This is a genomic window from Fulvivirga sp. (assembly GCF_040218215.1).
GTDB lineage: Bacteria > Bacteroidota > Bacteroidia > Cytophagales > Cyclobacteriaceae > Fulvivirga.
In genome coordinates this window covers 627876-644620 of the sequence record NZ_JAVJQL010000028.1, presented here as the reverse complement: position 1 = coordinate 644620, position 16745 = coordinate 627876, and the positions used below count along the sequence as shown (strand labels likewise).

At 40.4% G+C, this 16745-nt stretch carries 5 protein-coding genes; all 5 read left to right on the top strand.

Going from position 1 to position 16745, the window contains the following annotated elements; all coding sequences use genetic code 11:
- Positions 1-222 precede the first annotated feature (222 nt).
- Entirely contained in the window at positions 223-8838 is an 8616-nt protein-coding gene (locus tag RIB54_RS21120) for a BspA family leucine-rich repeat surface protein (protein ID WP_350102871.1), read from the top strand.
- A 10-nt stretch (positions 8839-8848) separates the two neighbouring features.
- Positions 8849-9958: a PorP/SprF family type IX secretion system membrane protein gene (locus RIB54_RS21115; RefSeq protein WP_350102870.1), complete on the top strand. Its 1110-nt coding sequence runs from the start codon at positions 8849-8851 to the stop codon at positions 9956-9958.
- Between the two features lie 192 nt (positions 9959-10150).
- Entirely contained in the window at positions 10151-10912 is a 762-nt protein-coding gene (tpiA, locus tag RIB54_RS21110; protein WP_350102868.1) for a triose-phosphate isomerase, read from the top strand.
- The gene (gene prmA, locus RIB54_RS21105; protein WP_350102866.1) at positions 10913-11749 is read left to right on the top strand and encodes a 50S ribosomal protein L11 methyltransferase; all 837 of its coding nucleotides are present in this window, start codon (positions 10913-10915) and stop codon (positions 11747-11749) included. It begins immediately after the preceding gene.
- A gap of 106 nt (positions 11750-11855) precedes the next feature.
- Positions 11856-16691: a hypothetical protein gene (locus tag RIB54_RS21100; protein WP_350102864.1), complete on the top strand. Its 4836-nt coding sequence runs from the start codon at positions 11856-11858 to the stop codon at positions 16689-16691.
- Positions 16692-16745 lie beyond the last annotated feature (54 nt).

The window sequence follows — 16745 nt, the reverse complement described above, 5'->3', positions numbered from 1 at the left end:
TGTTGGCTCAAAATTTTAACTAATCAGGACGCACTCTTGGGTCTGTTTCTGATAAAATGTATTGCTCGTTTTAAGCGAAAAGGGAAAATGGTCATGTACAATCTGCCAATTCAAGGCTCAACCAAACAAGAATATGTGCATTTTAAGATTTAATAAAATTGATAAGAATATATGAGGTATTTAAAGGTAATCGTATAAGCTGGGAATAGATTCTGAATGGTTATGAAAAAACTTCTCTTAACATATTTATTTCTTGTGCCCTCGCTGATGGCATTTGGGCAAATCACTTATAACGTCACTACAATAACAGAGTTGAGAAATGCCATTATATCGGCAAACTCAGATGGAGCTGTGAGTATTATTAACCTTGAAAATGCTTCTTATACAGTAGGTCGGTTTGGTAACGGGCCCGATGGTGGCGGTATTGCTTTCCCTGAGATTACAGAAAACTTTGACCTAATAATTAATGGTGATGAATCAGACATTACCGTTGCTACAACTGGAACCTATCGGCTTTTTTATGTGACTTCAACTGGAAGGTTGATCCTTAATAAACTGTTTTTGTATAATGGCCAGCCAGAAGATGATTATGCTGCTGGAGCGGTGTATAATGAGGGTTATTTAGAGGCTAATAATGTCTTGTTCCAAGGTCACCGGTCGGGAGGTAATGATGGAAACAATGCAGGGGCAATATACAATGAAGGAGATGCATATTTTAGAACGTGTGAGTTTGTATCCAATGTTGCTCAAGGCTTAGGTGGTTTAAGAGGTGGAGCTATTTTCAATACAGGCCTATCTAGTACGCTTACGGTAGAACAATGTACTTTTTATCAAAATTCAGCCATAGGAAGAGGCAGCGCTTTAGGCATAAATAATGGTTCTGTAGATGTGATAAATTCTACTTTTTACGAAAATACCGATGAAGCTATTTATCTCGCTGGAGGTCAATTGGTTTTAAATAGTTGCACAATTTCCGGAAATGAAGCCAATAATTTTGGGGGGGACAATGGCACTGTAGTAAACGAAGGAGGAAGCCTTTTTCTCAGATATAATATTATTGGACAAAATGAAACTTCAGGTGGCAGCTTGGTAATAACTGATCCGAATGTTTATGATATAAAAGGCTCTTTTACAGATTTTGGTTACAATGTCATTGGCCAATTCAATACTGGTTCCTTAGCAGGGACTTCTGTTAATACAAGTATTCTCTTTTTCGATTTTCCAGGCTTTGGGTATAATGGTTCTTCTATTGTTAGGACCATTCCTATATTGGCCAGCAGCCCGGCATTGGACTTTGTTCCCACCAGTCAAGGGAGCCTCCCAGGTTACGATCAAAGGGGCTATGTGTATGAGGGCGCAGCTGCAGATGCCGGTGCGTATGAATTGAACGGTACAACAATTACTTCCATCGCTACCGGCAATTGGAGCGAAGCTGGAATCTGGAGCAATAATGATGGCCCATTTTCCTCCTTACCAACCATCATAGCAACCGGTACAGTGGTGACGATGAATCAAAATGGATCAACCGGAGGCCTGGAGATTGATGGAGGAGGTAACTTGAATGCGGGTACATTTAATTTAAGCATCTCGGGTGATTTTAATGCTTCCACTTCCCCTTCCAATAGCCTCGCAAATTTGTCGAATGCCAATATTTTCTTTAGCAATGTGGCTACTTACACTGACCCGGTTGGCCTCGATTTCGGTAATGTAACGGTCAGTGGAAGTTCACTTGATCTTGCTAATCCTCTTCGGGCCCGTTCTATGACGATCAATAATACCAGGACTCTCAATGCCAATGGCAACATCATTGAAATATTTGGCACTGGTGGAACGGTTTGGTCTCAACTAGGCACATTCAATCCGGGAGGGGCAGGCCAAACGGTCACTTTCACCGGAGCTGCACCTACGATCAACGGAACCAACTTTCAAAACCTGACCATCAATAGTTCAGGGACGGCCACTAGTCTAAATGATTTAACTATGGCCGAACAGCTTGATGTAACAGCAGGTAGTTTTGTGGGAGGGGTGCTTGTTCAAACCAATGGGGACATTACTATCAACACAACAGGAAATGTCGACCAAAGCGACATGGACTCACAAGGAGGCAATATCTCAGTGATTTCTTCTGCAGGCTCACTTACTTTAGGTGATGTTACATCTGATGCTGGTGCTATTACATTAAATGCCGCAGTCAATATTAATAGTGCTGGACAAAATGTTGCTGCGGGTGGTGGGGATCTTAATTTTAACGTAGGAGGAGACATATTCCTTAGTGCATTTAGTTCTGCATCCATAAGTGGCGGTGGAGATATCAATGCGGTAGTAGGTGGGGATATGACGTTAACAACAGGTATTGATGCAAGTGGAGACGGTACAGGTCCAGGTAACATTACGCTGAATATTACTGGATCATTATTAGCCACTGATGGTGATCTAAATATTACGTCCGAAGGTCAAGGTGGTGGTAATTTGACGCTTAATGCTTTTGATATTTCACCATTATTAGATTTGAGTTTTTCAGGTCCGGCAGGTGGTGGAGGAAGTGTATCTGTAACCACTACAGGTACTGCACCTGTTGTTTTTTCTGATATAGACGTTTCTGGCGCTTCAGATTCGGGAGATATTGATCTTGTATTAGGTGGTGGATTTACCATTAATAGTAATATTAACATGTTTTCGGCTTTTAGTAATAGCTCTTTTACTGCTACTGTCAATGGCTTAGTAACAGTTCAAAACATAGATACAAGTGCTGATGGTAATGCGGGAGATATCTCAATCACAACCACTGGAGCTGTAGTTGCCGGAGATTTAAGTGCCGATGGAGTGGGTACTGGTGGTATAATTGATATTAATGCTGGAGGTGATATAGCTACCGGTGTAGTTAGTTCTACAATACTTTTTGGAGGTGGTAATGGAGGTAATGTAACCATCGGTTCAACGTCTGGTAGTGTTCAAACTACCTCAATTGCTACCAATAATGCTGGAGGCAGTGGTAATGGAGGTAATGTGACAATTAACTCTTCAGGAACAGTTACTGTCGGAACAGTTAACACATCATGCCCAGATATAGCTGGCTCGTTAAATATAACCGCTGCAGGTGATATAAGTTTGACTGGTTTTTCGGCTGGATCAGGAGGTGATGCCGGAACTTTAAATATTAGCTCAACTGGTGGTGATGTGACTATTACCAACGCTATTTCGCTTAATGCACCCAATGATGGCGGTCAGATTGATATTACTGCGAATAATGGTTTGGTGACTGTCAGTGACCTGACTTCATCATCATCATTTGCTGATGGTCCAATTACAATTACAGCTGGTTCAATTAGTGCAGGTAATATTAATACAAATAATAATGTGCGGCTGGAAGCTCTGTCCGGTAATGCATTAGCAGGAAATATTGCTACCACTGGGCAAGGCGGTGGCGATATTACTGTGATTTCTTCTGCCAACACCAGCCTCGGTTCTTTAACGGCAGATAGCTTTGATGGTGTAGGTGGCACAGTTGATCTCACCAGTGCTGGAGACATTATTTTGGGAAGTGTTAGCGCAAGCTCTGGAAATGATAATGGTGGTAATATTATAATCTCTGCTGATGGCAATATCGATTCACCTAATCCAAATATTTCACTTAATGCCTCAGGGACAGTTAACTTTTCAAGCGGAGGAAGTATATCGATAACAAGTCAGGGGCAAATTTTAGATCCACTGGTATTAGATGCCTCAGGAGATGCAACCGGAGGGTCTGTCAACATAAACTCAGCTAATACAGTCATCATGAATACGCTTGACCTTGGAGCCCAATTTACTGGAGGCTCAATTATTGCTGATATTGGTGGAGACCTTACATTTAATGTAGATCTAGATTTAGAGTCAACTGATGCCTTTGGGTCAGCAGGCGATGCAACATTTAATATTGCCGGTGATTTGATTTTCGCGCCTTCTTTTGGCATAGCAGCCTCGGCACCTCAAAATGCTGGAACCGTTGATATTACTGTGGGCAACAATGCATCAATTGGAGCTATTGAAATGTCCTCACAAGATGCTAATGGTGGCACACTAAATATTGCAGCAACTACTGGACAGGTAGCTTTTGATTACATTAATACCCAAAGTACTAATGCCGATGGAGGAAGTGTTACCCTATCTGCTTTTACAAACGTAATTGGTTCAGCATCATTTTCTAACCTTAATGGAAACAACGCCAGCATTTCCACTGTAGGAGCTACTTCATCCGGTTCGGTGTTTATAAGTCATAATGATGGCAATCCTCAAGATTTTGAAATTAGCCAAGGCGCTACTAGCAACGGCCTCTTCTCTAGTTTGGCAGCAGACCCTTTAGTCGCTTCTGATAATTTTTTGAATAGCACTGTTGTTGGAGGTAATTATACCTCTGGCGATACAAGGGTTGTTATCAGGTCTCCGGGACCACCTTTCGTTACCACCTGGCAAACTACCACACCTGGTGAATCAATTACTGTACCCACATTGGGTGGACCATATTTATATGATGTAGACTGGGGGGATGGAAGTCCGGTGGAGACTGGTTTTACAGGAAATGCCCAGCATAATTATGCTACCGCAGGTACTTATACAGTTTCTATATCTGGCACCTTCCCTCGTATTTACTTTGCCGATGGAGGAGATAAAGATAAGATCCGGACTATCGAGCAATGGGGAAACATCGCCTGGACAAGTATGGGACAGGCCTTTCAGGGTTGTTCTAATTTAACTTATAATGCCTCTGATGTTCCCGATTTAACATTAGTAACAGATATCTCTTTAATGTTTGCAGGAGCAACCTCATTTAATGGTGATATAAGTGCCTGGAACACCACTGGTATAACCTTTATGCTTGGAACATTTTCTGGTGCCACTTCTTTTAATCAAAACCTTACAGGTTGGAATGTGAGCAATGTAACCACAATGCAAGAACTGTTTAGTGGCGCCACCTCTTTTAATAATGGAGAGGCACCAGGTGCTTCTGGCTCACCACTTAGCTGGACCACTACCAGTCTTCAAAATACCAATGCCATGTTCCTTGGTGCATCTTCATTTAATCAGAATGTTAATTCATGGGATGTTTCTGGGGTAACGGATATGTTCCGAATGTTTGAGAGTGCCACTGTTTTTAATCAGCCATTAAACACATGGGATGTTAGTTTAGTGACTTCAATGGGGTCGATGTTCAAGAATGCTACAGCTTTCAATCAACCTTTGAACTCGGCCACCTGGAATACGGCCAACGTGGTAAATTTTGGAGAGATGTTCTTTGGTGCATCAGCATTCGATCAACCCTTGGATAATAACTGGAGTGTTGCAAGTACGGTAAATTTGGTTCAAATGTTTGCGTTTGCTACCTCATTTAACCAACCTCTAAATCAATGGGGTGCAACCAAACCAAGCAACGCACCAATTGTTCTTATGTTTGAAGGAGCTACCTCATTTAATCAGCCTCTTTCGGCTTGGAACGTGTCCGGCACAGATAATATGTTCGGAATCTTCAAGAATGCAGCTGCATTTGATCAAGACCTTAGCGGCTGGGATGTTACTGGTGTAACTGTTGCAGGTGCTTCAATGGAAGAACTATTTGACAATTCAGGGATGTCGCCTACCAGCTATGATGCCACTTTGCTTGGGTGGTCAGCACAAACAGTTCAGCCTAATATTACTTTAGGAGCTTTAGGTCTTAATTATTGCGACCCAACAGGAAGGGATATTCTAACAAATGCCACTAATAGCTGGACAATCAATGATAACGGGGGACTGATCGATCCGGCTGCTGTGCCTCAGGCCAGCCAATTGATCATCTGTGATGGTGATTCATTTGATTTTAATATTGGCTCAGGTGTTCAAACGGGTTATACCTATAAATTATATAGCAGCTTTGTTGATTTAGGAAATAGAGGCAATGAAATTGGAACTTGGACAGAAGGCACACCTTTATCAGCGGTTACCCTAACTGCGGGCAGCAACGGAATTGTCGTTGGAGATAATTTATTGATTGTAGTAGCAGAAGATAATTCATCCATCTGTGAAGTTATATTAGATGCGTCCCTTACTATTACTGTCAATCCGTTACCAACCGTGGCCATCAGTGGAGATGCTACAATATGTGAAGGTGAGTCTACAGACTTATTATTTACCTTAACTGGCACCGGTCCATATGATGTTACCTACAACGATGGAACGGTTGATGTTGATCTTATAGGGATTAGTGATGGCCATTTAGAATCGGTCGCACCAACTAGCGCAACAACTTACACGCTTATCAGCGTAGCGGATGCAAATAATTGCAGTCCTGCCACAGTTACAGGTTCTGTTCAAGTTACTGTTAATCCGTTACCTACTGTGGCCATTGGCGGAGATGCCACCATCTGCGAAGGCGAATCTACAGACTTGCTGTTTACTTTGACTGGCACCGGCCCTTATGATGTCACTTATAATGATGGAACGGTTGATGTTGATCTGATAGGCATTAGTAATGGTCACTTGGAATCGGTTACTCCTACAAGTACAACCACTTACACACTTATCAGCGTAGCGGATGCAAATAATTGCAGTCCTGCCACAGTTACAGGTTCAGCCGTTGTTACGGTCAATCTGTTACCTACAGTGGCCATAGGTGGAGATGCCACCATCTGCGAAGGCGAGTCTACTGACTTATTATTTACCTTGACTGGAGCAGGCCCATTTGATGTCACTTACAACGATGGAACGGTTGATATTGATCTGATAGGCATTAGTGATGGCCACTTGGAATCAGTCGCACCAACTAGCACAACCACTTACACGCTTATCAGTGTAGCGGATGCCAATAGTTGTAGTCCAGCTACAGTTACGGGTTTGGCTGAAGTTACTGTAAATCCGTTGCCTACAGTTGCCATCAGTGGAGATGTTACCATCTGCGATGGTGAATCCACCGACTTATTATTTACTTTGACTGGCACTGGCTCATTTGATGTAACCTACAATGATGGAACGGTTGACGTTGATCTGATAGGCATTAGTGATGGCCACTTAGAATCGGTCGCACCAACAAGCACAACCACTTACACGCTGATAAGTGTAGTGGATGCTAACAGTTGCAGTCCTGTGGCTGTTACAGGTTCCGCTACGGTTACGATTAACCCAGCCCCTACTGTAAGTATAAGTGGAGATGCTACCATCTGCGAGGGTGAGTCTACCGACTTATTATTTACTTTGACTGGAGCAGGCCCTTATGATGTTACATACAATGACGGTAGTAATGATATTAACTTAACTTCTATAAGTGATGGGCACTTAGAACCTGTAACACCTACGGTTACTACTACTTACACATTAGTTAGTTTGGTAGATGCTAATAATTGTTCATCATCTGGTGTTGCAGGGTCAGTTACTGTAACCGTCAACCCATTACCAGTAATTACTCTGGATGCTCAAGGCCCATTTTGCTTGACTGATGCAACTACTGATTTGGTAGCTACCCCATCAGGTGGTACGTGGAGCGGCACTGGTATAACCGATGCCGCCACTGGTACTTTTGATCCTGCCGGAGTTGGAGCAGGAACCTATACTATTACTTATGAAATCTCAGAAAATGGATGTACAGATTTTGCCAGCATAGAAGTATCAGTGCTTGATACTCCAGATGCAAGTATCAATCCCGCTGGACCGTTTTGTACTTCAGATGCACCGGTAAATCTGACCTCGGTAAATTCGGGAGGCACATGGAGTGGATCTGGGATAACCGACCAAGCGGCAGGTACCTTTGATCCTAATCAATCGGGTACAGGTTTAATCACAGTTACCTATACACTTGAACTAGGAGGCTGTAGTGATGTACAGACCCTTAATATTGAGGTAAATGAAAGCCCAGAAGTTGTTATTGGTGAGGTAAGTGCAATTTGTATTAGTGATGCACCAATTACATTAACAGCCACGCCAAGTGGAGGTATTTGGAGTGGACCAGGCATTACCGATGCTAATAATGGAACTTTTGATCCAACTGTTGCGGGACTTGGAACATCAACAATTAGTTATTCTGTAAACAATAATGGGTGCAGTGGTGAGAGTGAAATAGAGATAGAAATATTAAGTCTGCCCGAAAATGCTACTGCTATTAATGGGCCGGATTTTTTATGTACTGGTGATGAGGCTTTATATACAACTACAGCTATTAGTGGAGCTACTCAGTATGAATGGCAGACACCTTCAGGTACCATTGTTACTGACCTACCAGAGATACAATTTTCCCCGGCAGCATCAGGTCAGATATCAGTAGCAGGGATCAATGACTGCGGCACAGGACAGGCAGTAAGTAAGACTTTTGATTTACTGGAGGCGTCAGTTGCTAATTTTGAGTTTGCCACATCACCCACAAGTGATCTTGAGTATAATTTTATAGATGCATCAACTGGAAATGTGAATAGCTGGAGTTGGGACTTCGGTGATGGAAGTTCATCTAGTGAGCAAAATCCCAGCCACACTTATGATGTGCAGGGTGAATATACAGTTACCTTGACAAGTTCTAATGGAGCCTGTGAAGATATTGCTACTCAAACCATAAATGTAAGTACAGAGATTGTAATTAGGATTGGCAATGTAATTACACCAAATAATAATGGCCAGAATGATTTTATATATATAGAAGATATTGAGAAATATCCGGATCATGAGGTACAGCTTCTTAATCGATGGGGCAAGCAAGTGTACTCAACAACCCGGTTTAGCAATAATATTGATGAGATGCCCAACATTCCCCAGTTAAGTGGAGGGAATTATGTGTGCAGGGTAATTATCAGATTTGGAGGAGTTGAAGTTAAGAGGCAGCAAGTAATAAGTGTGATAGAATAATATGAACAGTATGAAGCAACTTTACACCCTATTCCTAATTCTTTATTCGTTTGCTATTCAAGGTCAAGACTTACCTTTATTTACGCAAAGTTTTACCAATACGGCTATTTATAACCCTTCCTTTTCTGGTATAGACTACGGATCAATTACATTGGCGCATAACAGAAGTTGGATCAATACTGAGGGAGCTCCAACAAGCAATTTTTTGAGTATTAATACCCCAATTCCTGAAACAAACCTCGGGATCGGGTTTACATTGCTTTCCGAGAGAATTAATTTTTATGAGAACTTATATTTATCAGGCTCTTTTGCTTACCATATTCCAATAAATGATGATCAATCCTTCTCTTTTGGTGTATCGGGAGAGTATTCTAATATTGGCGTCAATACGGATGAGCTTTTTGCTCAAGATTTGACCGAAGATGTGTTGGTTAATTTAGGCGAAAATGCTTCCAATTTAGATTTTTCGGCTGGGGTTAGCTTTAGAAGCACTTATTATTTAATTGGCGTTTCAGCGAATAGGTTAGCGAGTTCATTTTCCAATAACGAAACGGGCATTGATTTTTCTCAATTTTATAATGGTTATGTGAGGTTTATGTTACCTACAAGAGGAGGTAAAGATATATTGGAGCCTGTATTGAATTATCGTAACCTGGCCGGCACAGGATCTCAGTTGTCTGCAGGCTTATTTTACACCTACAATGAACTATTAATGATAGGTAGTTCATATCGGAAAACTAATGTATGGAGTCATTCAATAGGATTGTCCATCAACAACAGACTAGCTTTGGGGTATACCTACGAATCAGTTAATGAAGGAGTGTTTTCAGCAGATAATCCAACGCATGAGTTAGTGCTCAGGTATGACCTTTTAAGAACAGGGTACAAATATAAAAATGCCAGTTATATACAACAGTCTAAGATGGCTTTGGCAATCAGAAGAAAAACACTGACAAAGAGAACTATAACAGGCAGTCGGGCACAAATATCAAAACATAAAATTAAAAGCTTAAATCCTAATAAGCGATACAATCAGAAAAAGAGAAAACCCTACAAAAGCAAAAAAGTAAGAAAGAACCGTGGGCTGCAAAAGAAAAGAAAGTTTAAAAGAAGAAATTAGCGTATAAAATCTGACCCAGATAATTCAGGACACTTACTTCAGGTGATTACAGGAATCATGAAAATTAGGCAACCTTTGAGATCAAAGGTGTTAAATGCTTAATGTATGTAAGATAAAAATTAACAATGCATATCAGTTAGACCTTAATTAACTTAAATCAATATCTTTGTTCTCTTTAAAATTTTTGAATAAATGAGACAGAAAATAGTAGCAGGAAACTGGAAAATGAATAACACCCTGAATGAAGGGTTGAAATTAACCACTGAAATTGTAAACATGGTGGCTGATGAAGTTAGAGGTGATGTGAAAGTAATATTAGCACCCCCCTTTGTATTAATGCCTCAGGTTAAGAATCTCATTAAAAATGTTGATAAAATATATCTTTCTGCTCAGAACTGTAACGAGAATGCCTCAGGGGCATTTACTGGTGAAATTTCTGCTTCCATGATCAGCTCTATCGGGGCTACTCATGTTATTATTGGTCATAGTGAAAGAAGAGAGTATTTCAATGAAAATAATGCTCAATTGGCTAAAAAGGTTGATTTGGCATTGGTAAATAACCTAACACCTATCTTTTGCTGTGGTGAGTCTTTAGAAATCAGAGAGTCAGGAAATTACGAAACATTCATTTGCAACCAGATTAAGGAAAGCCTTTTTCACCTATCGGCAGAAGCATTTTCTAAAGTTGTTATCGCTTATGAGCCTATATGGGCAATAGGCACTGGTAAAACCGCCTCCTCTCAGCAGGCGCAGGAAGTGCATGCTGCACTTAGAAAATATGTTGCAGGTCAGTATGGTGATGCTATAGCTGAAAACCTCTCTATACTTTATGGTGGAAGCTGCAAACCAGATAACGCTAAAGAATTATTTGCTTGCCCTGATGTTGATGGTGGTCTGATTGGTGGCGCGTCACTGAAGTCAAGAGACTTTACGGATATTGTCAAGTCCTTCTAAATGAAGTCTACACAATACATTGAGGTCAAATTTACATGTACAGAGGCCTTTAAAGAGATACTAATAGCAGAGCTATATGCGTCAGGTTTTGATTCCATGATGGAAACCGATGAAGGTGTAGACGCCTATGTTCTGGTTGAAGAGTATGATGCTGAAGTATTAAATCAGCTCACTGAAAAATACAAGAAGGCCTCTATTTCCTATTCTACAAGTGAATTTGAGAATAAGAATTGGAATGAAGAGTGGGAAAAGAACTATGACCCTATTGTTGTTGAAGACAAATGTTTGGTGAGGGCAACGTTTCATGAAAGCTTTGGCAACTATCCTTATGAAATTATTATTACTCCTAAAATGTCATTTGGTACCGGGCATCATTCCACTACTTATCTGATGCTTAAACACCAAATGGGTATAGATCACAAAGGTAAAAGAGTGCTTGATGCCGGCTGTGGCACCGCCATTCTAGCAGTGATGGCTGAGAAGTTGGGAGCCAAAGAAGTGATAGCCTATGATATTGATGACTGGAGTATTGAAAATGCTCCTGAAAATGTTGCCCTGAATGATTGCCAAAACATACAAGTTTTAGGCGGCACCATTGATACTATTGATTTAAAAGGTGAATTTGATATTATATTGGCTAACATCAATAAAAATGTGCTGCTTGATGAGATGGGCGCCTATAGCAAATTTACCAAAAGTGGAGGCACGGTTGTTTTAAGTGGCTTTTATACACATGACAATGATGATCTTGTGGCTAAGGCAAGCAAAGTGGGCCTTGAGCTAGTGGGTCAAAACGAAAAGAGTGACTGGTCTTCTTTAATTTTTGTTAAAAACTAGATCAGCGCAATCTTCCATATTTTATTTACGTTAAATCAAACACTCCCTCACAAATTCTATTGAATTGGTTTATTCACTTTTATTTGAGAATTTCATGGGTTAATTGATGATTAATTTAAAACCATATCTCCTTGGTCTTTTTCTGATCACGGCAACTTCCATTTATGGACAAAAAAGGGTGCTGCCAGATGATATTACCATTTTTGGTGATTCGGTAAGCACTTTACTAAATAATACTGGAGGAGCAACTGCGAGAGAAATAGGTGATAATTTTGCCTTAATATGGTCTCAGCTTGGAGACGATCAGAAAAAGAAGGTAGTTACCCAGATGCAGGCCATGGAAGCGAAGGGTTATAAACTGCGTCCTTATCAGGAAGTATATTGCGCAGCTCTTGTCAATGCTATTCAGGTAGAAGCTGCTGATAATCAGAAAATTACGGATTATTTAAACACCGCAGATCGTGTTATCGCTACATATGATAATGAACAGACCATTAAATTTCTTAGGTTCTCAAATTCATTATTTAAAAACAGGGCTTTATTCTTCGCAAAGTCAAACAATCTCTATATAGGGGATGCTGATTATTACTTCGAGTTTGTAGAACCACCAGTTGTGGAGGAGGTAGTAGAAGAAGTTGAAGAGCCTGCTGAAGATGAGTGGTTTGAAGATTTTGATGAAGAACCTGCAGATGAAGACTGGGATACCGAGTGGGATGACGATGAGTGGGAAGAGGAAGAATATGTAGATGATTACGAAGAGCAAAGTTACAATGAAGATCAGGCGATGATTGATGCGGTAAGAGGGTCTGTTGTGATGCCAATTATTGAAGGGGCAGTTGTTCGTTTTGAGAAGGTTTCGTTGAATTTCAAAACGCCCTACGATTCCGTTTTTCTAAGTAATACATCGGGCGACTATATAGTCAACTCTAACACCTTCGTAGGTAAGGGAGGCAAGTTTGACTGGTCTATGGCGGGGTTAAGTCCTGATACGGTATTTGCCAGTTTAGCAGAGTACAGCTTTGATGTGAGCAAGCCGCAGTTGAAGGCGGAAAGTGTAAAACTTACTGATAAGCTAAGACTCAATGACCCTGTAGAAGGTGTGTTTGAATACAAAAGTGTGAAACATGATTCTGCCAATTCCAAATACCCAAGATTTATAAGCTACTACAGCAATATAAGGGTCAAAGGGCTTGGTGAGAATTTTATTTATAAGGGTGGTTACGCCCTTGATGGCGCAAGGCTGAAAAGTGCTTCCTTATTGGGGGATTATTCGTATATAGAAGCACAAGATAAGTCGGCTAAAAAATTTAGGGCTAAAGCAAAGCTTTTCGAATTTCAGGATTCTACAGTTCTGGCAGACAGGGCTTCACTAATCATTTATCAGGGTAATGACTCTATCTATCACCCGGCAGTCAGAATCAAATATGACTATAACAAGCAATACCTGGTTTCTCAAAAGGACAAGGGTGGGTTTAGAAATACTCCATTTACTTCTACATTCTTCAACCTTGATTTTACGGCAGACATACTTCGTTGGGATTTAAAATCAGACAGCATAGATTTTTCAATATTGCAGGCAAGAAATATTGTGCCGGCATACTTCGAGTCTTCAGATCATTTCAACTATGAGGATTACAGATCTTTAGGTGATAAGATTTATACTTTTAATCCATTGAGCATAGCTATTTATTATGCCAACCTGCAGGGCACCAATCAGATTTATGTAGCCGACCTTGCCAAGCATTATAAAAAGGATATTAGAATTATACGAGGAGCAATGATTGGCCTTGCGCAAAAAGGTCTGGTGGGCTATGATCCTCAATCAGACATGGTCACTCTTAAAGAAAAGGCCTATCATATGTATGATTCTAAAAGTGGAAATAAAGATTACGACAACATTATTTTAAAATCAGTTACCAATGAAAAGCCAAACTCAACTTTGAATTTTAGCAAGCGGGCCATGACAGTGCGTGGCGTGGAAAGCTTTAAAGTCAGTGATTCATTAAATGTAATTGTTCAGCCGGATAGTAGTGAAATTGTCTTTTTAAAGGACAGGGATTTTTCGTTTAATGGAAGAGTATTGGCGGGAAATTTCGAATATATAGGCAGGGATTTTACTTTTAAATATGACTCCTTTCTAATCTATCTTAATGAGATCGACTCGATTCGCTTTTATGTAAAAGATGAGAACAGCAGAGGCGGTAATGGGAGAAGAAAGGTTGACAACTCCCTAGTTTCGGCAGATTCTACCACGGGAGGTGGTGCAGTGGCCAATAATCTTCAGAGTTCATCGGGCACATTATATGTCAATAAACCCGGAAACAAATCGAGTAAGAAAAAGTACCTAAACTACCCCAGATTCAATTCTGAAAAGGGAGCTGTGGTATATTTTGATAGAAAACAGGTGCTTGGAGGGGTCTATGACCGATCAATGTACTTTATGGTACCACCATTTGACCTTGATAGTTTGGGAGGATCTGACGCATCAGCCATTGCTTTTGAAGGTACCTTTATCTCTAGCGGGATGTTCCCCGTATTTGAGGAGCGGCTGCAAATTCAAAAAGATTTTTCGCTGGGTTTTCAGCATCAGGTACCAGAAGAAGGATACCAGCTTTATGAAGGCGAAGGTCGTTTTTATAACAACTTGAAGCTGGACAAGGACGGTATCAGGGGAAATGGAAAGATAGACTTCCTTACTTCAAGTTTAGAGTCTAAAGACTTTGTGTTCTATCCGGATTCTGTAACTGGATCGGGTAATTATATGGAAATTAGGGAGGAGGATTATAATGGTGTCATTTTCCCCCAAGCGTCCTTAAACAACTATAAGATGCACTGGCTTCCTAAAAAGGATAGTATGTACATTGAAAATGTGGATGAGCCATTACAGTTTTATAATCAAACTGCATCTTTGGATGGAAAGGCCATTATCACTGGTAAAGGGGTTTACGGCTCTGGTACTTTGGAAACGCGAGGTTCGGAATCTATATCCAATGACATAACATTAGAGCACAATAGCTTTAGCAGTAGACATACACAATTTGAACTCAAATCTGATAACCCTGATAAATCTGCACTTTATGGTGATGACGTAAGGGTGAAATTTGACCTGGATGACAATTTTGCGGTGATAAGCCCTGAGGTTGAAGGTGAAGCCGCTTTAGCATTCCCATATGCCCAGTTTAAAACTTCCATTACAGAGGCAAGATGGGATTTAAACGAAGAAAAAATCACCATGACCAAGCCTGCGGATATTCCTCTTGAGAATTCATATTTCTATACTACCAGAGAAGAACTTGACTCATTGAGCTTTATGGCAACTGAGGCAGTCTATGATATTAATACTTTAGAACTGAAGGTTAGCGGTATTCCTTATATTATCGTAGCAGATGCTAAAATCACGCCTGAAAACAATGAGGTACTTGTTTTAGAAAACTCCAAGATTGGGCAGCTTACAAATACTACTATTGTACTTGATACGCTCAATGGCTATCACAGGTTAACTGAAGGGGTTATTAATATTGTTTCCAGAAATGAGTTTTCTGGCTATGCCACTTATCAGTTTGTAAACAGCCTTAATGATACTATTCCTATAAAGATGGAAAACTTCCATTTGGTGGATGTTCCTAATCCTGGTGCCAGAAAGAATGAACCTCAATTTGTAAAGCATACTCAAGCCAATGGTTCTGTTACTGAAGGTCAGAATTTGCTTGTTTCACCCGGGATGTACTATAAGGGTGACATGATACTTTATGCCCACCAGCCTGCCATGGAACTTGATGGTTACGTTAAACTTGATATTGATGAGCCGGGATATAAAACCTGGATACAATATGAAAGTAGTGCAGATCAGACGGAGGTGGCCGTAAATTATGATAATGCAGTAACTGAAGAAGGGAGAAGATTAGAAGCAGGGTTGCACTTTTCTGCTGGTGATAATAGCCTTTATCACACCTTTATTGCTCAAAAATTTACGCCAGATGATGAGGACTTCTTTACGCCATCAGGCATATTGCATTTTGATAATATTAAAAAAGAGTTTGCCATTGAAGATACTGCTAAGGCCTCAGGTAAGACATTTGCGGGTAAAATATTCCGCTATAATCACAAAACGTCAGATATAATTTTTGAAGGTAAGGCGAATTTTATGCAGCCTAAAAAAGATATTACAGTGATTTCATCGGTTATAGGACATGGAAACTTGAATAATCAGGAATATAGCCTAAACAGTTTCTTTTCAATGAACTTTAATCCGGTGCCCGCCCAGGCCTTTGATATGATGGCAGTTGATTTTTTAGATGTAATTACCAATTTAGGGGCTCCTGAAGGTCTCGGAGATCAAACCCAGCTGCTTTACAAATTAGCCGATTTGGCAGGAGAGCGTGCAGCAAGGGAGTATGAGTCAAGATCGCTACAGGAGTATACAACCCTGGCAGGGTTTACCAAAGAAACATCAGCCAATCTGGTTTTCTCAAATGTAGATATGAAGTGGTCTGTTGACCAAAAGGCCTTCTATAGCGAGGGGAAATTAGGGATGTCAAATATTCAGAGGAATGATATCAATGGAGCATTTGAAGGTTTTTTTGAAATAAAGAGAAATGAAGATGGTGCGGCAGGACTTAACATGTTTGTCAAAGCTTCCCCTGATTCCTGGTACTTCTTTAGTTTTGAAGACAACAGGCTTTTGATGTACTCATCAAACAATGCTTTCAATAGCCTTATTAGCAAAAAAAGCAATGGCTCAAAGGCGAAAATAGGAGATCTGGTATTTGCCCCGGCAGACAAAGCTGAAACTTTAAATTTCATCAATAGGTTTAGGTTACAGTATTATGGCATTGATGAAATTTATAACCTTGATGCCGCTGTTGAAGAAGAAGAGTTACCGCAGGATGAAGCCACCGATTCTGATGATGACGGTTTTGATGATGATGACGATGGCTTTTAAGACCCATCATTTTTCGTATATTTGTTAACGCACGAAGAAGTTATTGTTATCAAT

Bases quoted from the DNA above. Each gene is read 5' to 3' on its own strand.
- RIB54_RS21120 (WP_350102871.1), top strand. From the start codon at position 223: ATGAAAAAACTTCTCTTAACATATTTATTTCTTGTGCCCTCGCTGATG.
- RIB54_RS21115 (WP_350102870.1), top strand. From the start codon at position 8,849: ATGAAGCAACTTTACACCCTATTCCTAATTCTTTATTCGTTTGCTATT.
- tpiA (WP_350102868.1), top strand. From the start codon at position 10,151: ATGAGACAGAAAATAGTAGCAGGAAACTGGAAAATGAATAACACCCTG.
- prmA (WP_350102866.1), top strand. From the start codon at position 10,913: ATGAAGTCTACACAATACATTGAGGTCAAATTTACATGTACAGAGGCC.
- RIB54_RS21100 (WP_350102864.1), top strand. From the start codon at position 11,856: ATGATTAATTTAAAACCATATCTCCTTGGTCTTTTTCTGATCACGGCA.